Genomic DNA, 22,827 nt, shown 5'->3' with positions numbered 1-22,827 from the left:
TCCCTCAGCCCTCCGAGTGGCTCGTCTGCCCCGTGTCCTCGCTGGTCTCGTCACCGACTTCGCCCTCACCGACGACCTCCTCCTCGTCGTCGACGTCGTACGCCGCGAACTCCCGTGCCACAGAAGCCAACAGCGCTTCTGGCACGCGGCCGTCCATGGCGGTGGTGTGCTGCTCGTCAGGAGGATCCGGCACTTCGTCCGGCGGTGCTGCCATATCCCCCTCCTCTCCCCCGCCATCCTCCCACCGCCGGGGCCGAGCGGCCCACCGCCGAGGACGTCCAGTACCTGTCACGGGGCGGGGGCCGCGTTCAAGGATGAGAAGGCACCGTGTGGACGGACCGAGCGTGCGGATCACACCACGTGACGTACGAGGGGCGTGGCCGGGCGGTGCCGTTCCGCGCCTTCGCGCACGGCCGACCCCCGTTGGCACTCCCAGTACGCCCCGGCAGAAGGGAAACACACCGCCATGGACCAGTACGTGTACGCGTTCACCGAGGGCGGCCGCGACATGGCCGGCCTGCTCGGCGGCAAGGGTGCCAACCTCGCCGAGATGACCCGGCTCGGCCTTCCCGTGCCGCTCGGTTTCACCGTCACCACCGAGGCCTGCCGCGCCTACCTCAGCACCGGAGCGGAGCCGGACGGCCTGGCCGACGAGATCGCCGCGCACCTGACCGCCCTGGAGCGGGAATCCGGACGGCGGCTCGGGCAGGCGGACGATCCGCTGCTGCTCTCCGTGCGGTCCGGGGCACGCTTCTCCATGCCCGGCATGATGGAGACGATCCTCGACATCGGCCTCACCGACGACTCCGTGCGGGGCCTGGCGAAGGCGTCGGGCAGCGAGCGCTTCGCCTTCGACTCCTACCGGCGTCTCATCCAGATGTTCGGCAGCACGGTGATGGGCGTCGACTCCGCTGTGTTCGAAGGCGCGCTGTCCCGCCTGAAGGAGTCCCGGGGCGCTCCAGACGACCTGCACCTGGACGCCGCCGACCTCGCCCGGCTCGTCGAGACCTACAAGGTCCTGATCCGCGAGAGGACCGGCGAGCCCTTCCCGCAGGACCCGGCCGAGCAGCTGCGCCGGTCGATCCTCGCCGTCTTCGCCTCCTGGAACAGCGAGCGGGCCCGTCTCTACCGCCGCCGCGAGCGCATCGCCGACGACCTGGGCACCGCGATCAACGTCCAGCGCATGGTCTTCGGCAACCTCGGCCCCGACTCCGGCAGCGGCGTCGCCTTCACCCGCGACCCGGCGACCGGCCGCCCCGGGCCGTACGGCGACTACCTGTCCAACGCCCAAGGCGAGGACGTCGTCGCGGGCATCCGCAACACCGTGCCCCTGACCGAGCTCCAGCGCCTGGACCCGCCGTCGTACGCGCGGCTGCGCGAGCACCTGGCGACGCTGGAGGCCCACTACCGGGACCTGTGCGACATCGAGTTCACCATCGAGCGCGGCACGCTGTGGATGCTGCAGACCCGGGTCGGCAAGCGCACCGCCGAGGCCGCGTTCGCCCTCGCCGCCGCACTGGCCGACGAGGGGATCATCACCCCTGACGAGGCGCTGGCCCGCGTCGGCGGCGAGGGCCTGGCCAGGCTGATGTTCCCGCGGTTCGACGCCTCGGCGGTCGGCGTGGCGCTCGCGAACGGCCTTCCGGCGTCGCCCGGCGCCGCCGTGGGCGCGGCGGTGTTCGACTGCGCCGAAGCGGTGCGCCGCGCCGCCGCGGGAGAGAGCGTCGTACTGGTACGGCAGGAGACAACCCCTGACGACCTGCCGGGCATGGTCGCCGCTCAGGCCGTCGTCACCAGCCGAGGCGGCAAGACCAGCCACGCGGCCGTCGTCGCCCGCGGCATGGGCAAGGTCTGCGTGTGCGGCGCCGAGCAACTCGACGTGGACCTGAACGGGCGCCGCTTCACCGCGAGTGGTGTCACCGTCGAGGAGGGCACCGTCATCTCCGTCGACGGCTCCACGGGTGCCGTGTACGCCGGGGCGGTCCCGCTGGTCGACTCCGTGGTCATGCGGTACTTCGAGACGGGCGAGGGCTCCGCAGGACTGGTCGACGCGGTGGCCCGCGCCATGGGCCACGCCGACGCCGTCCGGCGCATGGAGGTGCGGGCGAACGCCGACACGCCGGAGGACGCCGCGCGGGCCCGGCGCTTCGGCGCACAGGGCATCGGTCTGTGCCGCACCGAGCACATGTTCCTCGGCGACCGGCGGCAACTGGTCGAGGCGATGATCCTGGCCCGTACGGGCGAGGACCGCGAGCGGGCGCTGGAGGCCCTGCTGCCCCTGCAGCGACAGGACTTCGTCGGGATTCTGGCGGCGATGGACGGCCTGCCGGTCACCATCCGTCTCCTCGACCCGCCGCTGCACGAGTTCCTGCCCGACCGCACCGAACTCGCCGTGCGCCTCGCCGCCGCAGAGGCGCACGGTGACGGGACGAGCGAGCACGACGCCGAGCTGCTCGACGCCGTGAACCGCATGCACGAGGAGAACCCCATGCTCGGCCTGCGCGGCGTACGCCTGGGTCTGGTGGCACCGGGTCTCGTCGCCATGCAGGTGCGTGCCATCGCCGAAGCCGTGGTGGAGCGCAAACGGGCGGGCGGGGACCCGCGTGCCGAGATCATGGTCCCGCTCATCGACACGGTCGAGGAGCTGCGTCTCGTGCGCGAGGAGGTGGAGCAGGTGCTCGCCGAGGTCTCGGCGGCCTCGGGCGTCCCGGTCGCGTGCCCGGTGGGCACGATGATCGAGCTGCCGAGGGCGGCCCTCACCGCCGGGGACATCGCGCGCGAGGCGGAGTTCTTCTCCTTCGGCACGAACGACCTCACCCAGACCACCTGGGGCTTCTCCCGCGACGACGTCGAGGCCGCCTTCTTCTCCGCCTACCTCGACAAGGGCATCTTCAAGGTCTCCCCCTTCGAGACGATCGACCGCGAGGGCGTCGGCCGACTGGTCGAGATCGCCGTCGCCGAGGGCCGGGCCGCCAGGGCCGAGTTGAAGATCGGGGTCTGCGGCGAGCACGGCGGCGACCCGGAGTCGATCGCCTTCTTCCACGCGGCGGGCCTCGACTACGTGTCCTGCTCCCCGTTCCGCGTGCCGGTGGCCCGCCTCGAAGCAGGCCGGGCGGCGCTCTCCGGTACGGACACGAGCGACACCAGGTGACAGCGCGGCAGCCCTCCCGTGTCCGGCGGCGACGGGCCCGGGGTCCCGGGCGGACCGTTCGGCCCAGCGGATCCGGGACCGTCAGCCTCCACCCGTAGCCCGAAGAGGCCCTCGGCTCCTTCCCGGGGGCGCGCCACTGTGCTGAGGAGGGGCCCGGGTCCGCCAGGTCCCTTCCACGCCGCTCACGCCCGCACCGCGGTGCCGGCTCACGACGACGGAGGCAGACCTTCCATGACCCGCAACGAAGACCGCTCCCGGACCGCTTCCCCGGCAGACCCAGCGCCGGGCGCCACCGTCGCTGTGGACCGCCTGGTCTCGGCCGGGCTCACCGCACTCGCCGCGTACGAGGACCTCACCCAGGAGCAGGTCGACCACATCGTGAACAAGGCCTCGGTCGCCGCCCTGGACCAGCACACCGCGCTGGCGCGCCTCGCGGTCGAGGAGACCGGGCGAGGGGTCTTCGAGGACAAGGCCGTCAAGAACATGTTCGCCTGCGAGCACGTCACACACAGCATGGGCCCGATGAAGACGGTCGGTGTCATCGCCCGTGACGACACCGAGGGCATGGTCGAGATCGCGGAACCGGTCGGTGTGGTGTGTGCGATCACCCCCGTCACCAACCCCACCTCCACCACGATCTTCAAGGCGCTCCTCGCCCTCAAGACCCGCAACCCCGTCGTCTTCGCCTTCCACCCCGCCGCCCAGCGCTGCAGCGCCGAGGCGGCACGAATCGTACGAGACGCGGCCGTCACGGCGGGGGCACCGGAGCACTGCGTCCAGTGGATCGAAGCCCCCTCCGTCGAGACGACCGGCGCGCTGATGCGCCACCCCGGTGTCGCGCTCATCCTGGCCACCGGCGGCAACGCCATGGTCAAGGCCGCCTATTCGGCAGGCAAGCCCGCCCTGGGCGTGGGCGCGGGCAACGTACCCGCCTACGTCCACAAGACCGCGCTGCTGCGCCGGGCGGTCAACGACCTGGTGCTGTCCAAGGCGTTCGACAACGGCATGATCTGCGCCTCCGAGCAGGCCGTCATCCTGGACGACGCGATCTACGACGCGGCCCTGTCCGAGTTCCGCACGCTGCACGCCCATCTGGCCACCGCGGAAGAGAAGGCGAAGCTGGAGGCGTTCCTCTTCCCCGCAGGGGCCGAAGGCTCGGGCTGTTCCCCCAAGGTCAATCCGGCGGCCGTGGGCCAGAACCCGGTGTGGATCGCCGAACAGGCGGGCTTCAGCGTGCCCGCCGGCACCTCGCTCATCCTGGTGGAGGCCGACGGGGTCGGCCCGGCGGAACCGCTGACCCGGGAGAAGCTCTGCCCGGTGCTCACCGTCCTGAGGGCCGGATCCGAGCACGAGGGCTTCGACCTGGCCGCCGCCATGGTCGCCTTCCACGGACAGGGCCACAGCGCCGTCATCCACGCCGAGGACCCGGACCTCGCGGAGGCGTACGGCAGGCGCCTGCGGGCCGTACGGATCATCGTCAACGCCCCGTCCTCGCAGGGCGCCATCGGCGGCGTCTACAACAGCCTGCTGCCCTCGCTCACCCTCGGCTGCGGCTCGTGGGGAAGCACGTCGGTGTCCGACAACGTCTCCGCCGCCCAGCTCCTGAACGTCAAGCGCCTGACCACGCGCCGCAACAACCTCCAGTGGTTCAAGGTGCCGCCGAAGATCTACTTCGAACCGCAGGCCATCCGCTACCTCGCCGACATGCCGGACGTGCACCGTGTCACCGTCGTCACCGACGCGACCATGACCCGCCTCGGCTTCGTCGACCGGATCAGGCACGTCCTGCGCGGCCGTCGGCAAACCGTCACCGTCCAGGTCATCGACAACGTCGAACCCGAGCCGAGCATCGACGCCGTTCAGCGCGGCGCCCGCCTCATGCGGGACTTCCGCCCGGACACCATCATCGCGCTCGGCGGCGGCTCCCCCATGGACGCGGCGAAAGTGATGTGGCTCCTGTACGAGCAGCCGGACGTCGACTTCGCCGACATGCGGCACAAGTTCTTCGACATCCGCAAGCGGGCCTTCCGCTTCCCCGTGCTCGGTTCCCGCGCCCGTCTGGTGTGCGTACCCACGACGTCCGGCACCGGCGCCGAGGTCACCCCCTTCGCGGTCATCTCCGACCCCGCCACCGGCAAGAAGTACCCCCTGGCCGACTACGCGCTCACCCCCAGCGTGGCCATCATCGACCCACAGCTCACCACGGACCTGCCACCCGCCCTGGCAGCCGACAGCGGCTTCGACGCGCTCACCCACGCCATCGAGGCGTACGTGTCCGTGTACGCCAACGACTTCACCGACGGCCTGGCCCTGCACGCGATCCGCATGGTCTTCGACCACATCGAGGCGGCCGTGAACGACCGCGCCCGGCAGCCGGAGGCACGCGAGAAGATGCACAACGCGGGCACCATCGCGGGCATGGCCTTCGGCAACGCCTTCCTCGGCATCGTCCACGCCATGTCACACACCCTGGGCGCCACCTTCCACATCGCGCACGGCCGCACCAACGCCGTGCTGCTGCCGCACGTCATCCGCTACAACGGCACCGTCCCCGCGAAGCTCACCGGCTGGCCCAAGTACGAGCACTACCGCGCCCCCCAACGCTTCCAGGACATCGCCCGCACCGTCGGCCTGCCCGCCACCACGCCTCAGGAAGGCGTGGAGTCACTCGCCCACGCCGTGGAGCGACTGCGCGACGCCATCGGCATCGAGCCGTCCTTCCAGTCCCTCGGCGTCGACGAGACCGCTTTCCTCAACGCCCTGCCCCAACAGGCCCTCAACGCCTACGAGGACCAATGCGCGCCCGCGAACCCGCGGATGCCGATGCTCGACGACATGACGGAGATCATGCGGGCGGCGTACTACGGCACCAGCATCGGGCCGACCTCATAGGAACCGAGCCCGGCTCCGTGAAAGGGAGTCCCGGGCTCCCTGCACTCGCTCATGGGAGGCATCATGCGTCTGAACCCACCGCCGGGTTGGCCCCCTCCGCCGGACGGCTGGATACCGCCACCCGGCTGGCGGCCGAACCCCAGTTGGCCGCCTCCGCCGCCCGGCTGGCCTCTCTGGGTCAACGAACCGGAACGCCCGGCCCGGTCGCCCGCGGCATCATTCCTCGTCCTGGCGGCCGGAGTGACAGTTCTGATCGGTTCGCAGCTGAGCTTCTTCACCGTGGCGGGCATCGATGTGCCGTTCAGCAACGACGAGTACCGGACATCGTGCCGGATATGGGCGGTGCTCCTCATCATCATCGGCTTCGTCGGATTGGCGAGGAAGCAGGACAGCTTCAGGCGCGGCACAGCCACGATCGTCCTGTCGTTCCTGATCAACTCCTCGGCCTGCATGGCTCTGGGATCGGCCAGGAGCTTCACGGCCTCGTGGATGGACCCCGAGCCCGGCGCCGGTCTCGTCCTCACTTCCGTCGGCTCACTCGTCGCCCTCTTCGCGGGGGTGCGCATGACACGGGCCGGCGCATCGCAAGCGCCCTACCCCGTGGCCTCGCCTCAGCGGTTCGGCGGTCCCGGCGGCGTATGACCACGGGGGGGGAACGAGCGCGGGGCCAGGGCAACGACTGGCTGCCGCACGCGTTGACCGGCCTTCGAGCGGCACACACCCCTCACTGGAGGCTCACTGTGACGAGGAAGGCCCCGAGGATGAACAGCAGGAGAGTGAGAGCCGCGTACAGGACGACGACCGGGCCCCGCGGGCGGCTGTCGCCCCTTCCTGGCAGTTCGTGCCCGTCTTCGGGACGCAAGTCCCGTGACGGACGCACGGGAGCGGCTCCGCGAGAGAGTGCCGCTCGCCTGGACCGCATCCGCCGGATCTGGCCCTGCAACTGCTCAGTACGGGCGAAGTCGCTCGACGCCCACGCCCTGTCCACTTCACGCTCGCACCACTCGATGTCCCGCTCCAAGAGGCTGTGCTCATTCATGGCGAGACGCCGTTGCTGTTCCGCCGAGAAGTCGTCCCAATAGTTTCGGTAGACGGCCAGAGCATGTGGGCGCTGTATCGCGTAGTCGAGCAACCCCTCGTATCCCGCACACATCTGGCCTTCGGTCTCAGGGGCCAGGATTCCACCCATGTGCAGTTCCTGGATCAGGTCCGAAATGAAGGTGGGGGTCGGTACCACTTGGCCGCCGAGGAATCGAGTCACCTCCCCTCCGGAATAGCCGTGGGCTCGCTCGAACTGCTCCGGCGTGCGTCGCGTGTAGGGGAACACTGCTCGCAAGTATGCAGCGAAGACCTGGAGCGGCTGCTCCCCCGAGTCGGCCGGCCAGAATCGGGGCGGATCGTGCATCACTGGCATTCCGCGATGCGGGTCCGGAGAGTACGCCCGGTGAGAGGGGGCTTCCGCGCGAGGGAGTGGGGGCGGCGAGGAAGGCCTGGGTGGTACGACGGTGGTCTTGGTGCGTACGTCATGTGCGAGTGGGCCGGTCCGACGATGGGCCGGTGCGGTCGGCAGTGGCAGGTCCTCGCTGGGTACCCGAGCAACCGCTAGTCGACCATCGCACCCCAGCAACCAGCGCCTCGGCGTCTGCCGACCCCCGTCGGCCAGAATGCGGTCCCGCACGTGGAGATAGAGGTCGTCGACAGATACGACGCCGTCCCCATCGACGTCGGCCTGACCGGTGCGCAACCCGTCGACGACGGCTGCTGTGAAGGTGGAGAGACTACCGCGGTCCAGCTCGGTGATGCGGCTGTCCTCCCAGGCGAATTGGAGCGCGTTGGTCGCGGTGATGACCGCAATTCCCGTCCCCTCGAATCTCTCCCGGAGATTGACGGATCGGTCCGCCTTGGTACTCGGGGTAAAGGCACCGCTGTAACAGCAGTCAAGCAGGACGACGATGCTCCTGGCAGCACAGCGTTGCAGTTCGGCGCTCAGGAACGCCGCTGGAACGGCGCTGGACTCCAGCAGCTCGGGATCGTGATCAGTGTCGACTCCCGCGAAGTACAGACAGCCGTCGTCGTCCTTGATGCCGTGACAGGAGAAGTAGATGAAAAGCTGGTCGTCAGTCCGGCGTCGTACGAGGAATTCTTGCAGCCGTCGCCGGATCACGTGTGCTGACTCGTTGCGGACGGTGTGCACCGAGTAGTTCCCGATGTGGGGCGCCGTCAGGACCTCAGCGAGCGCACGGACGTCCTGGTCCGGTGCTCTGAGTTCACGCAGCTGCGGGTCGTGGTACGACGACGTCGCGACCAGCAGGGCGTCACGTTGGGGCACGCCCATCGGATGTCTCCTCGTCTGCGGCGGCGGACCACCTGCGGCGGAAATCCGCGATCAGTTCACGCTGTTGCTCTTCGGACAGACCCGAGACCAGCAGAGAGCGGCCGTCCTCCACGATCTCCACAGTCCGCCCTGCCGCACGCGCGGACCAGCTCTGGATCATCGCCACCACAGAGGTCAAGACGGCTGGTGCCAAGCTGACGATCAGTGCGCCCACGACGACGGCGTCCCCGGCCTTGGCGCCGTCGGACGTCTCGCCGTTCCGCAGCAACCGGGCGCCCTCCACGCCACTCTGCAACAGGAGCCTGCGCAATTGCTGTGTTCCACGCACGCGTTCCTGCTCGTCGGAATCCACACCGGTCCGGATCACAACGCAGATGTCTCTACGGCTCATTTCCCCCTCCAGGAGAGGGCGCGGCTCGTCCTCATGCCTCAGCCCTCTCGTCCTCCACTTCTTCGACTCCTCGCGCTCGCACAGAAAGAGTGTGACGCCTCAACGCGTGACCGGACTATGGGTCGATCGACCCGAACACTGACCGAACAGCACCCCTTCCCCCGTGGTGGCGGTTCCGCACGCAGTGCGTCATCCACGGCGCCACCTCAGTACGCCCGAAGCCCGTGTCTCCGGAACTGTTCCCGCACCCCCTCGACGAGTTCGGGCCCCGGACCTGGCGTATCGCGCAGCGGGAAGGGAAGGCCGAGGGCGTCGTACTTGTGGGCCCCGAGTTTGTGGAACGGCAGGACGTCCACCCGCTCGACGTTGTCCAGGTCGGCCAGGAAGGCGCCGAGGCTGTCGACGCGGGCCGGGTCGTCGGTCCAGCCGGGGACCAGGACGTAGCGGATCCACATCGGGACGCCGAGCCGGTTCAGGCGGGTGGCGAAGCTGAGGGTGGGGGCGAGTTCGCCGCCGGTCAGCTTACGGTACACCGCCGCGTCGAAGGATTTGATGTCCAGGAGGACGAGGTCGGTGTCGGCGAGCAGGGAGTCGTCGGCGCGGGCGCCGAGGAAGCCGGAGGTGTCCAGGGCGGTGTGCAGGCCCGCCTCCTTGCAGCGGCGCAGGACGGAGGCGGTGAAAGCGGGCTGGAGCAGGGGCTCGCCGCCGGTGAGGGTCACTCCGCCGCCAGCGGCGGTGAGGAAGGGCCGGTAGCTGTCGATCTCCGCCATCGTCTCGTCGACGGTGGCCGGTCGGCCGTCGCGCATGTGCCACGTGTCGGGATTGGCGCAGTAGAGGCAGCGCAGCGGGCAGCCTCTGACGAAGAGCACGAAGCGGGTGCCGGGGCCGTCCACGCCTGTGGAGAGGTCCCAGGAGTGGACGCGTCCCGTCACCTGGTCGGTCGCGGTGTTCACAGCGCTCCGTGGAAGGTGCGGCTGATCACGTCGAGCTGCTGCTCGCGCGTCAGGCGGACGAAGTTGACGGCGTACCCGGAGACGCGGATCGTCAGCTCCGGGTACTTCTCCGGGTGTTCCATGGCGTCCTCGAGCACGGCCCGGTTCAGGACGTTGACGTTCATGTGGAAGCCGCCGGAGGCCACGTAGGCGTCGAGGATGCCGACCAGGTTGCCGGGCCGGTCGTCCGGGTGGTGGCCCAGCCCCTCGGGCGTGATCGTGGTGGTCAGGGAGACGCCGTCGCGCGCCTGCTCGTAGGGGAGTTTGGCCACGGACAGCGCCGATGCGACCACCCCGTGCCGGTCACGGCCGTTCATCGGGTTGGCGCCGGGCGCGAAGGGCTGTCCGGCGCGGCGCCCGTCGGGGGTGTTGCCGGTGTGCTTGCCGTAGACCACGTTGGAGGTGATGGTCAGGACGGACTGCGTGTGCTCGGCGCCGCGGTAGGTGGGGTGCTTGCGCACCTTCGCCATGAAGGACTCCACGAGGTCGACGGCGATCGCGTCGGCGCGGTCGTCGTTGTTGCCGTAGGCCGGGTACTCGCCCTCGGTCGTGTAGTCGACCGCCAGTCCGGTCGCGTCCCGGATCACCTTGACCCGGGCGTACTTGACGGCCGACAGGCTGTCGACGGCCACCGAGAGCCCGGCGATCCCGCAGGCCATGAAGCGATGCACGGGGTGGTCGTGGAGCGCCATCTCGATTCGCTCGTAGGCGTACTTGTCGTGCATGTAGTGGATGACGTTGAGCGCGTCGACGTAGGTCTGCGCCAGCCAGTCGAGCATCCGGTCGTACGCCACCCGCAGCTTGCCGTACTCCAGGTACTCGTTGCGCAGCACGGGCGCCTCGGGGGCAACCTGCTCGCCGGTCAGTTCGTCGCGTCCGCCGTTGATGGCGTACAGCAGCGCCTTGGCCAGGTTGACGCGCGCTCCGAAGAACTGCATCTGCCGGCCCACCGTCATCGCCGACACGCAGCAGGCGATCGCGGTGTCGTCACCGGTGCGCGGCCGCATCAATTCATCGGACTCGTATTGGACGGCACTGGTATCGATGGACACGCGGGCGCAGAACTCCTTGAAGCCTGCGGGCAGTCCGGGGGACCACAGCACGGTGAGGTTCGGCTCGGGCGCGGGACCCAGGTTGTAGAGGGTCTGCAGGAAGCGGAAGGAGGTGCGGGTGACCAGGGGGCGGCCGTCGACGCCGATACCGCCGATGGACTCCGTCACCCACGTCGGGTCGCCGGAGAACAGGGCGTCGTACTCGGGCGTGCGCAGGAACCGCACGATCCGCAGCTTGATCACGAAGTCGTCGATGAGCTCCTGGGCCCGGCGCTCGTCGATGACGCCCTCGTCCAGGTCCCGCTGAAGGTAGACGTCCAGGAAGGTCGACGTGCGGCCAAGCGACATCGCGGCGCCGTTCTGCTCCTTCACGGCGGCCAGGTAGCCGAGGTACAGCCATTGCACCGCCTCGTGCGCGGTGACGGCGGGGCGGGTGACGTCGCAGCCGTAGGTGGCTGCCATCTGCGCCAGCTCCCCCAGCGCCCGTACCTGTTCGGCGAGTTCCTCGCGGTCGCGGATGACGTGCTCCGTGGAGGCACGGGCGTCCAGCAAGGCGCGTTCGGCTCGCTTGGCGGCGATCAGCCGGGCGGTGCCGTACAGCGCGACGCGCCGGTAGTCACCGATGATCCGGCCGCGGCCGTAGGCGTCCGGCAGACCGGTGATGACTCCTGCCTTGCGGGCGGCCCGCATCTCCGGCGTGTAGGCGTCGAAGACGCCGTCGTTGTGGGTCTTGCGGTAGGTGCCGAAGACCTTCGTCACGAACGGGTCGGGTGCGCGGCCATAGGCCCGCAGTCCGTTCTCGACAATCCGCAGACCGCCGTTCGGCATGATCGCACGCTTCAGTGGGGCGTCCGTCTGCAGACCGACGACGAGCTCCCGATCGCGGTCGATGTAACCGGGGGCGTGCGAGGTGATCGTCGAAGGCGTGGCGGTGTCGACGTCGAGGATTCCCTTGCGCCGCTCCTCGGGGAACAGCGCGCTGACCTTGTCCCACACCGCGCGGGTGCGGTCGGTGGGGCCCGTCAGGAAGGCCTCGTCGCCCTCGTAGGGCGTGTAGTTGGCCTGGACGAAGTCGCGCACGTCGACGCGCTCGCGCCACCGCCGGCCTGTGAAGCCGCGCCAGGCGGTCTCCGGCGCCGTCGCGTTTGTCGGAGCCACTGTCGTCATCGCTTGCCTCCGCGTCAACTCGCACTGCCGTCCGCAGGACTCAGCGGACGCCTCCGCTGTCGATGCTCGTCCCCGGCGGGGGCCGCCGACAGGGCCGTCGGGCTTCCTCCGCGGGCCGACCGGCCCTGATTCCGTGGAGCCGCACGGCCGACGTTCCTCGGCCTTCGGCCTGTTCCCTCATCGTCGAGCGGCCCGCGACACCCATCGGCCTGCCCCGTCGGCTTCGTCCAGTCATGAGATCCCTACGACTCCCAGGCGCTGACGGGCTCAGTCGGGTCTGCCCGTTCGGTACCGCGCCAGAGCCTTCCGGCACGCTGCGCCGTCGACCCTCAAGGAATGCGATGGAAGCGGAACAACAGCCTGGACTCGCGGCGAACGGAGAGGCACGTCATGGGTACGTCCTTGACTCCGGACTTCTGGCAGCTCTTCGTCGTACTGGTGGTCACATCAGTGGTGCTCACGGTGATCATCAGTGCGGCCCTCGATGCTCTGGTGGTGCGTCTGCGTCAGCGCCGTTCGCCTGAGGTGCGGCCGCCCCAGCGGGTACGGCGACCGCGCAGGGGGGACCAGGTCTCGGCAAGTCCGGGCTCCTGAGATCCCTGGGTCCGCCCGGACGAGAAGGCGGCCGACTCAGGGTCCGTGAGGAGCAGCTCGGCAACGCCTTCCTCCAACCGCCGCCCTGACGTCCTTCTCGGTGACGGCCCGCCCTGAGGCCCCGAGCAGTACCTTGCCCTGAAGCGTGGCGGGTTTTCCCGGTGTTCCCCATGGGTTCGGCGGCCCATTCATGACGTTCTCCTCGTCCGGACGCTCAGTCCACGGTGACGCTGACGTCGGGTGGCTGACGCAGGGTGTTGTGTACCGTGCAGTGGTCGACCACCGCGCGCAGAGCCCTCCGCTCGGTCGCGGTGAGCCGTACGGGCAGCAGGAGCCGCAGGCGGACAGCCGCCACGCGGGCAGGCCGGTCTGCGGCCATGTCGAACTCGCACCGCACGCGCAGGTTCTCGTACGGCAGGTGATGGCGTCGCAGGAACTGGCCCGCGTAGTAGGCGACGCAGGTGGCGAGCGAGGAGACGAACAGTTCGACCGGGGTGGGCCCGTCGTCGTCCCCGCCCGCCGTGAAGGGCTGATCGACGGTCAGCTCGTGGTCGCGGATGAACACCGCGTACGCCTGTCCGGAGATGTGGGTGATGTCGACGTGCTGTGCTACCGACGCTGGAAGCAGTGGCGTGTGGTCCGGCTCTTCCGCGGCGGGCGCGGTGATCTGGTTGTTCATCTCTGTGCCTCCTTCACGTGCGTCGTCCCGCGATGCCCGATCCACCGGGTGGCCGGTGCCAGGCGACTCCTGTCGGCCGAGCGCACCGAACGCGTCCGGCCCTGCCTTGCTTCCAGCTCAGCGCGCGGGGGCCCGGCCTGCCACGGGCCGGGCGGGCCGCACCCGGACCGATGGGCCCCTCAAGAGCGGCCGTGTGCTCGCCCCTCAGGCCCTGGAGTGGCGGTGGCGAGCCGTGACGGCGCCCGGCGTCGCCCCGATTCCCCCCGAGCCGTCGAACGTCGTCACCTGAAGTACCGTCACATCCACCAGCGCCCCGCACACTCCTGTCTCGCGGTCGACGAGGCCCCCGGAGGGGCGGCGCCCAATACGGCCCCCTTCCCGCCGTCCATCGTCCCGCTCCGCCTTCCGCCGTCGGACGGGCTGTCCGGGCCCCGCCTGGGGGCATTCGGCATCTCAGCCTCCCCTACTGGTCGCGCCACGCTTAGGCAACCGGCCCCGACGGGGTGGGCCGGTAGGGGGAGGTAGTCATGACAGCCGTGCGCGATGCTTCGCCCCACGTCCGTGCGGCCCACCACTTGGTGCGTGCTGCCGTACTGGCGCCCTCGCTGCACAACTCCCAGCCGTGGCTGTTCGCGTGCTCCGACAACGCGTTGCTGCTCTACGCCGACGGCCGACGGCGCCTGCCGTTCTGCGACCCCTACGGGCGGCAGTTGGTGATCAGTGCTGGCGCGGCTCTGTTCAATCTGCGGCTCGCCATAGGGGTGCCGGCAGCGACGAAGCCGGTCCGAGCGTCGGCCCCCGGACGTCCCACGAGTACAGCGCCCGCCGTAAGCGCAGGGAGCGTTGGGACCGCAGGTACCGCCGCAGGCATCCGTCGTCGACGTCCAGTGGTCGGTAGCACCGGACGGGTGCCGGGACCTCACGCCGCTTCAGGGGGCACCAGGACCTGTCCGATGGGTCGTGTGACTGTCCCGCATCTTGATCGTCGTTCGCGTGGCGGGTTGACGACGAAGATCCGCGTGTCGGTGAGGGCGGACTCCCAGCGGGCCAGCATGACGCGACGGCGAGTGCCGGACTTGGCCGTGGTGCTACAGCGCGCCGCAGCCACTCGCCGCGCGGGCCGAGCGGCCCGTCCTCGGGGTCGTTCGGCGAGCACGGCCAGCGTGCCCGAAAGCGGCTCTTGCCGTGTTCTGAGAACGGAGTTGAGTGGGCGGTAAGGAGCACGTTCCTTCTCCACACGGGAGGGTTCATGACGAACCGGATCGACCAGCCGCGCAAGCTCGACCTCGTGGCCAGCACGATCCACGTGAGCGGCATCGGCACGGGACACGAGGCCACGCTGCAGTACCGCGTCGGTGACGGTCACGACGAGGTGACCGGCCACTTCACGGTCGGCGGCGGGACGGGCGAGCACGGGCAGTTCCACGTCCAGGTCGACGTGCGCAAGGCCTCGTTCAAGGCCGACCAACTGCTCGTCCAGGTCTTCGAGAAGAGCCCCAAGGACGGCAAGGAGATCAACGTCGTGACCGTGCCCGTGCTCTACGGGACACGCATCGTGCCGGGCTACTACGGCTACCGCGAGCACAAGGTGGTCAAGGGCGACACCCTTTCGGGCCTGGCCAAGACCTACTACGGAGACGCCGCCCTCTACCAGCGCATCATGCGCGCCAACCCGGACCAGATCACCGACCCCGACAAGATCTTGCCGGGGCAGCTGCTCCGCGTCCCGATCGGCACCTGAGCCGTCCTCCGGCCGCCGCCGTGACGGCGGCGGCCGAACCGGTTGCCACGTCACCGCCCGAGAGCCTCAGGAGTGGGGAACGACGGCCACCGGGCAGCGAGCGTGGCGGCTGACCGCATGCGTGACGGGACCGGTGCGCGTGCCCACGTACGGCTCCTCGCGCGTGCGCCGGCCCACCACGAGCAGGCAGGCTTCAGCGGCGGCCCGCACCAGCGGTGGCGACGCCCTTCCCTCGACGATGTCTCCGGTCACGGCAACGGTCGGGTACTTGTCCCGCCACGTGCACAGCACGGCGCTCTGGAAGCCCCGCCGCTCCTCCGACCACTGCGGCCCGTCGATCAGGCCCACCTCCCCCGGGCCCAGGCTGAGCACTGACGGCGCACGCCAGGCGGAGACGACCCGAACCCCGGTGTTCCGCAGCCGCGCCGCGTCGAAGGCGAAGTCGATCACCTCGTCGCAGGGATCGTTCAGGTCGAGCCCCAACACGACGTCACGGCCGCCGGCACGGGGCACGCCCGCGCGGCGGGCGTCGTACCGCCATCGGTCGTCCGGCGCTCGCCCGACGCGGACGAGTACGACGGGGCACGAGGCCCGGGCCACCACTGCTCGGGCGACCGACCCCAGGACGAACCCAGTGAGAGCGCTCAGGCCACGGAACCCCAGGACCAGCACCGCCGCCTCCTCGGCCGCGGACAGCAGCGCCCTGGACCCGGGCCCTTCGGCCTGCTCGGAGGCGACACGCACACCGGGGCACGCGGCCCGCACGTACTGCTCCGCCGCGCGCAGGACACGCAGGGCCACAGGTCGCCGCGAAGCGCTCTCCGAGGCTCCGGACGACACGGGCGTGCACCAGGCGCGCACGTGCAGCAGTCGTGGTGGAACCTCCCGGCGCGACGCCTCGCAAGCCGCCCACACGGCAGCGGCGCGGCTCTCGCGGGATTCGTCGACTCCGGCAATCACCTGACGCGTCATGGCACGGCACCCCCCACATGTGTCTGTCTCGACGCGTCCACTCCGCCGAGCGATGTGTTCCCCTCGGCTCGGCCCGCTCTCGCTCCGCCATCGTCACGCCCCCGCACGGTGACGGGCAGGGGCCGAGTGGACCGTTCCCCGGGTCCGTACGTCCCCGCCCGGCCCGTCCTGGCGGTCGGTGGCCGAGGCACCGGCCAACCAGGCCTTCCGTACAGCCACCGGTGGCCTGAAGCCGGACTTCGTCCCGTGCCGACGTGCCCCGATCACGCCCGGCACCACATCGGCGACGGTACGGTGAACACCAATGCCATCGGTTGACCACACCAAGTTCACGTGAGCCAGGTGGAGGAAGCGATGACCGGGGAAGCGATCGACGACCGGGCCGGTGACGCCGAGCGCCACCTGCCCAAGCTGCGTCTCGACGAACTGCTCGACGAACTGCAGACACGCATCGACGCCGCCCGGGGAACCCGCGACCGCGTGCACAGCCTGCTGGAAGCGGTGCTGTCGGTGGGCCGGGAGCTGGATCTGCCGCAGGTGCTGCGGCGCATCGTCGAGGCCGCCGTGGTCCTCGTGGACGCCGAGTACGGTGCCCTCGGAGTGATCAGCGACGATCGCACGCTGTCCCAGTTCCTGACCGTGGGCATCGGCGAGGAGGAGCGGGCCCGGATCGGTGACCTGCCCAGCGGCCACGGCATCCTCGGCGAGCTGATCCGGCACCCGGTGCCGCTGCGGCTGCCGGAGCTCTCGGAACATCCGTCCTCGTACGGCTTTCCCCCGGGGCATCCGCCGATGCACTCGTTCCTCGGCGTACCCATCCGGGTGCGGGACACAGTGTTCGGCAATCTGTACCTGACCGAGAAGCGCGGCGCACAGGAGTTCGACGCCGAGGACGAGTCCGTGCTGTCGACGCTCGCCGTCGCGGCCGGGGTCGCCATCGAGAACGCGCGCCTGTACGAGGAGACGCGGCTGCGTGAGCGTTGGATGCGGGCGAGCGCCCAGGTCACGAGCACCCTGCTGTCGGGCGCGCCGAGCACCGAAGTCCTCAGGTTGATCGTCGAGCAGGCCAGGGAGATCGTGTCCGCCGACGTCGGCATGATCGCTGAGTACGTCGCCAACTCGGAGGAGATGCGGCCGCTGCTCGCCGTCGGGGCCGACGCGGAGCGCCGCGGGGGCCTTGTCCTCCCGGCGCGCGAGGGGCTCGTCGGAGCCGCGCTCGACACGGCGGAACCCGTGGTCAGCGCCGACATCTCCCACGACCCCCTAGGGCGTGGGGACGGCTCGCCGTGGGCCGGGCTCGGCCCCGTGGTCGCGGTGCCGCTCGGCGCCGGGGGCAAGTCCCGCGGGGTCTTGGTGCTGGGGCGGCTGAGCGGTCGTACGCCGTTCTCCGACGCTGACGCCGGGCCCCTGCTGGGCTTCGCGGGCCAGGCCGCGCTGGCCCTGGAGCTCGCCGACCGGCGGCGTGACGCGGAGCAGATCACCCTGCTCCAGGACCGCGACCGGATCGCGCGCGACCTGCACGACCTGGCCATTCAGCGGCTCTTCGCGGTCGGCATGACGCTGCAGAGCACGCAGCGCTTCGTGGATCACTCCGAGGCCGTCGAGCGGCTGTCGCGAGCGGTCGACGACCTCGACGACACGATCAAGATCATTCGATCGACCATCTTCGGCCTGCGCACGCACGGCGGCGGGGCGGAGCGCGCGGGCCTGCGGGGCCGGGTGTCGCGGGTGGTCGGCGACTCCGCCACCTCGTTCGGCTTCACACCCGCCCTGCGGATCGAAGGACTCGTCGACACCGACGTCCCGGCCGACGTCGCCGACCACGTGCTCGCCGTCCTCGGCGAGGCGTTGAGCAACGCGGCCCGGCACGCGCAGGCACACGCTGTGGACGTGCACCTGCACTGCGCCGACCGCGAGTTGACGCTCACGGTGACCGACGACGGCTGTGGCATCCCCGAGGAGGTCAAGCACAGTGGTCTGCGGAACCTGGCGGAGCGCGCCCGGGCGCTCGGCGGCACGCTCGCGATCGGCGCAGGCCCGGACGGGAGCGGTACGCGCCTGGTGTGGCACGTACCGACCGGTTCAAGCCGGAGTTGAACCACCGCCGCCGGACAGCACCCGCCGGACGTCGCGGCGCGGCGTGGACGGTCCTGACGGGCCGTAGCCCAGACGGATGACCATCTGCGCGTGGCCGCGCCCATGACTGGGTGGTGGCGCGAGCCGCTCGCGCAGGTCCGGCCATTCCAGGGCCTGGTGCAGCAGCGACGCGCGCACACCATGGGTGGTGGCCACCAGGAGCACGCGTTCCAGGGCCTGGCCCGCGCGCAGCCAGTCGGCCCGCCGGTCGTGCGCCGTGGACAGCAGGGCGACCGTCGGGTGCCGCTCGAAGGCCTGGGCGGGCAACCCGCCGGGGTGCGGATGGGCGCCGAAGTCCCGCATCGGCATACGCTCCTGGAAGTCCTGCGGCCCCAGGGTCCGGGCGGGCATGCCCAGGCCCGACCGGTCCGGGTCGCGCACCCAGTGGCGGCTCTCCGTGGCCCTGTCCGCGCAGGCGTTGTTGCGTCGTTCGCCCTCCCTCGTCACGAGCAGCAGTCGCCGGATCTCGACGGCGGAGGGCAGCGTCAGCCACGCGCCCTCGGACCGGGCTGCTTCCGAGAGTTCGGCGAGGACACCGGCGGGCAACGGCGTCTCGGAGAAGGGGAACCGGCTGCTGCGCCGGCGCCACAGGGCGTCGTACAGACCCGATGGGCGCGGCTTCGCGCTGCCGCCGAGCCGGACCGCGGCCAGCAGCCCCGGCGTGTCCGGGCGGGGCAGTAGCCGAGTCACCGGTTCCCAGCCGACGTGGGCCACCGCTACACGCAGATTGAGGATCGCGCACCCGACCGAGACGTGCAGGGCCCGCCCGGTCGGGTCGGTGTGCCGCAGGCCGCGTTCCACGGCGGCGTGGATCTCCAGCGTGACGGTGTCCGGGTCGAGCCGGAAGCGCCACGGCTGCGTGTTGTGGAGGGACGGGGCGGCCACGGCCGCGGACACCAATTTCTCCAGGATGGACGCGTTGAGCGTCGTAGGACTCATGGCGAACTCCTCCCCGCCCGGCGCCGTGGGGGCCGGGGCCGGTCCGTGACCGGTGATCAGTCCGGTGCTCCTGCTGACCAGCCTGGGGGTGCCCGCCGTCGGCCGGGGAGGGGCCATACGGTCTCCTGCCGCAGCCGGGCGGCCCGTACGCCCTTCACCGTGCGGCGTCACCGCCCCGCTCGGGAGCTTGCAACTGCGTGGCGATGACCGCCGCCTGCACGCGGCGCTGCACTCCGAGCTTCGACAGCAGCCGGGAGATGTGGTTCTTGACGGTCTTCTCCGAGAGGTAGAGCCTCTTGCCGATCTCGCGGTTGGTCAGACCGTCGCCGATCAGGGCCAGGATGTCCCGCTCACGCTCCGTCAGGCCCGCCAACTCGGGCGCGACAGCGGGCGTCTCGACGGGCTCCGCGCGCAGGGAGCGCATCAGCCGCGCGGTCGTCGTCGGGTCGAGGAGGGACTGGCCCGAGGCGACGGTGCGCACCGCCGAGACCAGGTCGGATCCCTTGATCTGCTTGAGTACATAGCCCGCCGCTCCGGCCATGATCGCGTCCAGCAGGGCCTCCTCGTCGTCGAAGGAAGTCAGCATCAGCACGGCCAGGTCCGGCATCTGGCTGCGCAGCTCGCGGCAGACGGTGATGCCGTCCCCGTCGGCCAGGCGCACATCGAGCACCGCTACGTCCGGGCGCAGCGCGGGCCCACGAGTCAGCGCGTGTTCGGCGCTGTCGGCGTCGCCGATCACCGCGATGTCCGGTTCGGCGTTCAGCAGGTCGGTCAGTCCGCGTCGGACGACTTCGTGGTCGTCCAACAGGAAGACGCGGATCGGATCCTGCTCCGTGAAGGTGCGTGTCTCAGTCATGACGGCCTCTGCTCCCCTGTCCGTCGCGGTGGCTGTGACGGGCTGCGGACTGCCCGTGTGAGCGTTGACCACGCTCTGGTACGCAGATCATCACTCGCTGGCATCAGGCGCACCAGTGCCGACCGGTGTCGGGCACGCGGAAGCCGCCGGGGTCCGGCCACCGCGGCCGATCACAACGTGCTACCGCTGCCGTACGGCGCGTACAGGTCGAGGAGACGGGTGCGCGCCGAGCGCAGTCGGTGGGCGAGGGTGCCGCCCACCCAGTCGGCGATCGCCAGGCCGAACGCGGGATCGCCCTGGCACATGGCCCGCACGGCCGTGGCGTCGAACTCGTATGCGCGCACCGGCGACGCCGTCTCGGCGCCCAGGTGCCACACGGGCGGTCCGAACAGCCAGGACCAGCCGACCAGTTCGTCGTGGCCGAGGGTTTCGATGACGGCCGCCCGGCGACCGGGCACCTTCATGTCGAGGTCGATCGAGCCGGTGCGCACGACCCAGAAGTGATCGGCACGCCCGCCCTCCGAGAAGAGGCGTGTCCCCTGGGGGAACGAGACCTCGTGGGCGACGCCCATCAGGCGCTCCCGATGTTCGTGAGGCAGTGACCGCAGGGTATGGGATGCGGACGAAGTGTTCATGGCGTCCTCCGAGGCAATCAGGTGGACCTCCTTCCAGCATGATCCGAGACTCCGTACGAGGCCATGGGCCACTCGGCCCTCAGACAGGTCACCTGGCTCCCACGAGGACATCGGGCACACCCGGGCTTGTGGTGAGCTGATACAGGACAGCCGTGAAAAGGCCGAACGACCTCCATCCGGGCCATGCGGGCCCTTCCCTCGTCTGCGTACCGGCGCGACGGTCGGTCCTGAGGGCCGTGTCGGCATCGGGCGCGGCCACGGATGCGGGAGGTGCGCACCATGGATCGGTTCGTCACTGCGGGTGTCGACGGTTCCGCGGAGAGTCTCGCGGCCGCTCAGTGGGCGGCTCGGGAGGCGCTGCGCCGGAGCGTCCCGCTGCGCCTCGTGCACGCGTGGAGGTGGCATCCGCATCCGGCCTCGTCGGTCCCGGCCGACAGTACCGAGCGCGCGGTCGCCGAACAGGTCCTCAGCGAAGCCGTGGGCAGCGTCCGCGCCGCCCATTCGGGACTGCGGATCGATGAGCGGCTGGTGCCCGGCGCCCCGGTCACCGCTCTGGTCTCCGCCGCCGAGACGTCGGAGCTGCTGGCCGTCGGGTCCCGCGGCCTGGGCCGTGTCGCCGGATTCGTCGTCGGTGACGTGTCGCAGCGGGTCGTCGCCCGCTCCCCGTGCCCGGTCGTTCTCGTCCGCAAGGGCGAGACCTCCGCCGATGAGCACCTGCCCGCGCTGCACGGCATCTCCCCGGACGAAGTGCCGGAGACTCCCTACCGCGACGTCGTGCTCGGTCTCGACACCGAGCACCCTTGTGACCAGCTGATCGAGTTCGCCTTCGTCAGCGCGCGGGAGTACGGGGCGTCCCTGCAGGTCGTCCACGCCTTCCGCCCCGCGCCACCGCGTACGGCTGAGGGACAGCCGTTCCCGGGGCCGGAGTTGCTCGCGGCCCAGGAGCGTGCTGTGATCGCCGCGCTGCGGCCGTGGTGCGCGAAGTACCCCGAGGTGTTCGTGGTCGAGTGCGTCTCGGAGGAGCGAGCCGCCGGTGCACTGGTCCACGCGGCGAGGGCGGCCTCCCTCGTCGTGGTGGGGCGCAAGGCGTCCAGCAGCCACCTCGGCGCGGTCACCCACGCTCTACTGCATCACGCCGCATGCCCGGTGGCCGTCGTACCGCATCAATGACTCAAGTCGATTCAGCCTTCACGGACGGCGCGCGCATCGGGGGCCACAGGCCACGTCCGGGGCACCGCGAAGCACTGCCGCGTCACCGCCTCACCCGTCCGCCCCGAGATCCTCTCGCATAGCGTCCTGGTCACGTTTCCAGCGGATCCGGTCAGCGATCAATGTCGATCCGACACCGATGGTCGCGCCGAGTCCCGTCCCCATGAGCGTCCCCCAGTCCACGGGCCCACTCTAGGGCCGTGATGTGCGGCGGTCTCGCCGTCGCCCAGCCAGGCGCGAAGTGCCGTACGGTCGCTGCCGCACCGGGACCGACCGGCCTTCTCAGAAGGACCTTCCGGCCCCGGTGTCCCGGACGTTCGGCACACGGCCCGGCCGGGTCCGTGCGGCCAGAGTGAGGGGTGCCCCACGAAGACGCCGTCGAAAGCCGGAAGGAGCACGACCATGAGCACCCACGACCACCCGCACCGGAGCATGGGGGTTCCCATGCCCTCGTTCAAGCGCCGCACCGCGGCCCACGCGGCATCCGCGGCCGCGCGTACGCACACCGCCCGGGCCTACGCCTTCGCCTCCCTGCGCCTGTTGATGGGGGCTGTCTTTCTGTGGGCCTTCCTCGACAAGGCCTTCGGGTTCGGCTACGCCACCGCGTCCGGAAAGGGCTGGGTCGACGGCGGGTCGCCCACCAAGGGGTTCCTCAGCGGTGTGGCAGCCGGGCCGATGGAGTCCACGTTCCACTCCTGGGCGGGTGACGCCTGGGCGGACTGGTTGTTCATGACCGGGCTGCTCGGCATCGGCATCGCCCTCGTCTCCGGTGTCGCCCTGCGCCTGGCGGCCGCCGCCGGGACGGCGATGATGATCCTGATGTGGATGGCCGAGTGGCCGCCCGCCAAGCACCTCTCCGACGGCTCGCCGAGCATGTCCACCAATCCCGTCCTGGAGTACCACGTCATCTACGCGGCCGCCCTGATCACGCTCGCCCTCGCCTCCGCCGGTGACGCGCTCGGCGCCGGTGCCCGTTGGGTGAGGCTGCCGTTCGTACGTGACCACAGCTGGCTGCGGTGAACCTGTCGAGGCCCCGGGTGAACGGCCGGTGCGCGGCAGGGCCTGTCGGTCCTGAGCCGGGACCTG

General features: G+C 70.5%; 18 protein-coding genes. 8 read left to right on the top strand and 10 right to left on the bottom strand.

The annotated features are described in order from the left end of the window. Positions 1–4: 4 nt before the first annotated feature. Positions 5–214, bottom strand: coding sequence for a hypothetical protein (locus CP982_RS40160; RefSeq protein WP_150515010.1), 210 nt, complete (start codon positions 212–214; stop codon positions 5–7). Positions 215–466: 252 nt separating this feature from the next. Here CP982_RS40160 and ppdK point away from each other — a divergent pair, with 252 nt between their 5' ends. The 3 genes from ppdK (at position 467) to CP982_RS42030 (ending at position 6,685) form a co-directional block, all read left to right on the top strand. Then, the gene (gene ppdK, locus CP982_RS40155) at positions 467–3,151 is read left to right on the top strand and encodes a pyruvate, phosphate dikinase (RefSeq protein ID WP_150515009.1); all 2,685 of its coding nucleotides are present in this window, start codon (positions 467–469) and stop codon (positions 3,149–3,151) included. A gap of 231 nt (positions 3,152–3,382) precedes the next feature. Continuing rightward, complete coding sequence (gene adhE, locus CP982_RS40150) at positions 3,383–6,043, top strand: bifunctional acetaldehyde-CoA/alcohol dehydrogenase (RefSeq protein ID WP_150515008.1); 2,661 nt, start codon at positions 3,383–3,385, stop codon at positions 6,041–6,043. Positions 6,044–6,322: 279 nt separating this feature from the next. Beyond that, complete coding sequence (locus CP982_RS42030) at positions 6,323–6,685, top strand: hypothetical protein (RefSeq protein ID WP_170316300.1); 363 nt, start codon at positions 6,323–6,325, stop codon at positions 6,683–6,685. 82 nt (positions 6,686–6,767) lie between these two features. Here the strand turns inward: CP982_RS42030 and CP982_RS40140 are convergent, their stop codons facing one another. From CP982_RS40140 to pflB, 4 genes are all read right to left on the bottom strand, one after another. Beyond that, entirely contained in the window at positions 6,768–8,378 is a 1,611-nt protein-coding gene (locus CP982_RS40140) for a caspase family protein (protein ID WP_150515007.1), read from the bottom strand. After that, on the bottom strand, positions 8,359–8,769 hold the full coding sequence (locus tag CP982_RS40135) for a hypothetical protein (protein WP_150515006.1): 411 nt from the start codon (positions 8,767–8,769) through the stop codon (positions 8,359–8,361). The genes CP982_RS40140 and CP982_RS40135 overlap by 20 nt, the downstream gene beginning before the upstream one ends. A 206-nt stretch (positions 8,770–8,975) precedes the next feature. Next, complete coding sequence (gene pflA / locus CP982_RS40130; protein ID WP_184924880.1) at positions 8,976–9,722, bottom strand: pyruvate formate-lyase-activating protein; 747 nt, start codon at positions 9,720–9,722, stop codon at positions 8,976–8,978. Further along, positions 9,719–11,980, bottom strand: a complete 2,262-nt coding sequence (gene pflB / locus CP982_RS40125) for a formate C-acetyltransferase (RefSeq protein ID WP_150515005.1) — start codon at positions 11,978–11,980, stop codon at positions 9,719–9,721. Before pflB ends, pflA begins: the two co-directional genes overlap by 4 nt. A gap of 390 nt (positions 11,981–12,370) precedes the next feature. Here pflB and CP982_RS40120 point away from each other — a divergent pair, with 390 nt between their 5' ends. Beyond that, on the top strand, positions 12,371–12,574 hold the full coding sequence (locus tag CP982_RS40120) for a hypothetical protein (protein WP_150515004.1): 204 nt from the start codon (positions 12,371–12,373) through the stop codon (positions 12,572–12,574). 214 nt (positions 12,575–12,788) lie between these two features. Here CP982_RS40120 and CP982_RS40115 read toward each other — a convergent pair whose 3' ends face one another. Then, positions 12,789–13,253, bottom strand: coding sequence for an OsmC family protein (locus CP982_RS40115; protein ID WP_150515003.1), 465 nt, complete (start codon positions 13,251–13,253; stop codon positions 12,789–12,791). A gap of 1,249 nt (positions 13,254–14,502) precedes the next feature. Between CP982_RS40115 and CP982_RS40110 the strand changes: the two genes are divergently transcribed. Further along, the gene (locus CP982_RS40110; RefSeq protein WP_150515002.1) at positions 14,503–14,994 is read left to right on the top strand and encodes a Gmad2 immunoglobulin-like domain-containing protein; all 492 of its coding nucleotides are present in this window, start codon (positions 14,503–14,505) and stop codon (positions 14,992–14,994) included. Between the two features lie 66 nt (positions 14,995–15,060). Here the strand turns inward: CP982_RS40110 and CP982_RS40105 are convergent, their stop codons facing one another. After that, positions 15,061–15,966 (bottom strand): universal stress protein, encoded by a 906-nt coding sequence (locus tag CP982_RS40105; RefSeq protein ID WP_150515001.1) that lies wholly within the window; start codon positions 15,964–15,966, stop codon positions 15,061–15,063. Between the two features lie 354 nt (positions 15,967–16,320). On the opposite strand from CP982_RS40105, the gene CP982_RS40100 reads away from it, so the two are divergent. Next, the gene (locus CP982_RS40100) at positions 16,321–18,063 is read left to right on the top strand and encodes a sensor histidine kinase (RefSeq protein ID WP_150515000.1); all 1,743 of its coding nucleotides are present in this window, start codon (positions 16,321–16,323) and stop codon (positions 18,061–18,063) included. Here the strand turns inward: CP982_RS40100 and CP982_RS40095 are convergent. The 3 genes from CP982_RS40095 to CP982_RS40085 all read right to left on the bottom strand — a co-directional run bounded on the left by CP982_RS40095 (position 18,049) and on the right by CP982_RS40085 (position 20,532). Then, entirely contained in the window at positions 18,049–19,041 is a 993-nt protein-coding gene (locus CP982_RS40095) for an Acg family FMN-binding oxidoreductase (RefSeq protein ID WP_150514999.1), read from the bottom strand. The two genes, CP982_RS40100 and CP982_RS40095, sit on opposite strands and share 15 nt — an antisense overlap. A 154-nt stretch (positions 19,042–19,195) precedes the next feature. Next, complete coding sequence (locus tag CP982_RS40090) at positions 19,196–19,897, bottom strand: response regulator (protein WP_150514998.1); 702 nt, start codon at positions 19,895–19,897, stop codon at positions 19,196–19,198. A 170-nt stretch (positions 19,898–20,067) separates the two neighbouring features. After that, a complete protein-coding gene (locus CP982_RS40085) occupies positions 20,068–20,532 on the bottom strand; it encodes a cyclic nucleotide-binding domain-containing protein (protein WP_150514997.1) in 465 nt (154 codons plus the stop codon). A gap of 279 nt (positions 20,533–20,811) precedes the next feature. On the opposite strand from CP982_RS40085, the gene CP982_RS40080 reads away from it, so the two are divergent. Beyond that, a complete protein-coding gene (locus tag CP982_RS40080) occupies positions 20,812–21,702 on the top strand; it encodes a universal stress protein (RefSeq protein WP_150514996.1) in 891 nt (296 codons plus the stop codon). A 441-nt stretch (positions 21,703–22,143) separates the two neighbouring features. Beyond that, positions 22,144–22,761, top strand: a complete 618-nt coding sequence (locus CP982_RS40075; RefSeq protein ID WP_150514995.1) for a DoxX family membrane protein — start codon at positions 22,144–22,146, stop codon at positions 22,759–22,761. Positions 22,762–22,827: the final 66 nt, after the last annotated feature.

Origin of the sequence: Streptomyces spectabilis (genome assembly GCF_008704795.1) — a bacterium.
Lineage (GTDB): Bacteria > Actinomycetota > Actinomycetes > Streptomycetales > Streptomycetaceae > Streptomyces > Streptomyces spectabilis.
Note: the sequence above shows the minus strand (reverse complement) of the source record. Positions and strands in the feature narration are given on the sequence as shown.

Excerpts from the sequence above, each read along its gene's own strand:
- adhE (WP_150515008.1), top strand. The coding sequence starts at position 3,383 with ATGACCCGCAACGAAGACCGCTCCCGGACCGCTTCCCCGGCAGACCCA.
- CP982_RS40080 (WP_150514996.1), top strand. The coding sequence starts at position 20,812 with ATGGATCGGTTCGTCACTGCGGGTGTCGACGGTTCCGCGGAGAGTCTC.
- CP982_RS40085 (WP_150514997.1), bottom strand. The coding sequence starts at position 20,532 with ATGAACACTTCGTCCGCATCCCATACCCTGCGGTCACTGCCTCACGAA.
- CP982_RS40110 (WP_150515002.1), top strand. The coding sequence starts at position 14,503 with ATGACGAACCGGATCGACCAGCCGCGCAAGCTCGACCTCGTGGCCAGC.
- CP982_RS40115 (WP_150515003.1), bottom strand. The coding sequence starts at position 13,253 with ATGAACAACCAGATCACCGCGCCCGCCGCGGAAGAGCCGGACCACACG.
- CP982_RS40100 (WP_150515000.1), top strand. The coding sequence starts at position 16,321 with ATGACCGGGGAAGCGATCGACGACCGGGCCGGTGACGCCGAGCGCCAC.
- CP982_RS40090 (WP_150514998.1), bottom strand. The coding sequence starts at position 19,897 with ATGACTGAGACACGCACCTTCACGGAGCAGGATCCGATCCGCGTCTTC.
- CP982_RS40140 (WP_150515007.1), bottom strand. The coding sequence starts at position 8,378 with ATGGGCGTGCCCCAACGTGACGCCCTGCTGGTCGCGACGTCGTCGTAC.
- pflB (WP_150515005.1), bottom strand. The coding sequence starts at position 11,980 with ATGACGACAGTGGCTCCGACAAACGCGACGGCGCCGGAGACCGCCTGG.
- CP982_RS40160 (WP_150515010.1), bottom strand. The coding sequence starts at position 214 with ATGGCAGCACCGCCGGACGAAGTGCCGGATCCTCCTGACGAGCAGCAC.
- CP982_RS40135 (WP_150515006.1), bottom strand. The coding sequence starts at position 8,769 with ATGAGCCGTAGAGACATCTGCGTTGTGATCCGGACCGGTGTGGATTCC.
- CP982_RS40095 (WP_150514999.1), bottom strand. The coding sequence starts at position 19,041 with ATGAGTCCTACGACGCTCAACGCGTCCATCCTGGAGAAATTGGTGTCC.
- CP982_RS40105 (WP_150515001.1), bottom strand. The coding sequence starts at position 15,966 with ATGACGCGTCAGGTGATTGCCGGAGTCGACGAATCCCGCGAGAGCCGC.
- CP982_RS40075 (WP_150514995.1), top strand. The coding sequence starts at position 22,144 with ATGAGCACCCACGACCACCCGCACCGGAGCATGGGGGTTCCCATGCCC.
- ppdK (WP_150515009.1), top strand. The coding sequence starts at position 467 with ATGGACCAGTACGTGTACGCGTTCACCGAGGGCGGCCGCGACATGGCC.
- CP982_RS40120 (WP_150515004.1), top strand. The coding sequence starts at position 12,371 with ATGGGTACGTCCTTGACTCCGGACTTCTGGCAGCTCTTCGTCGTACTG.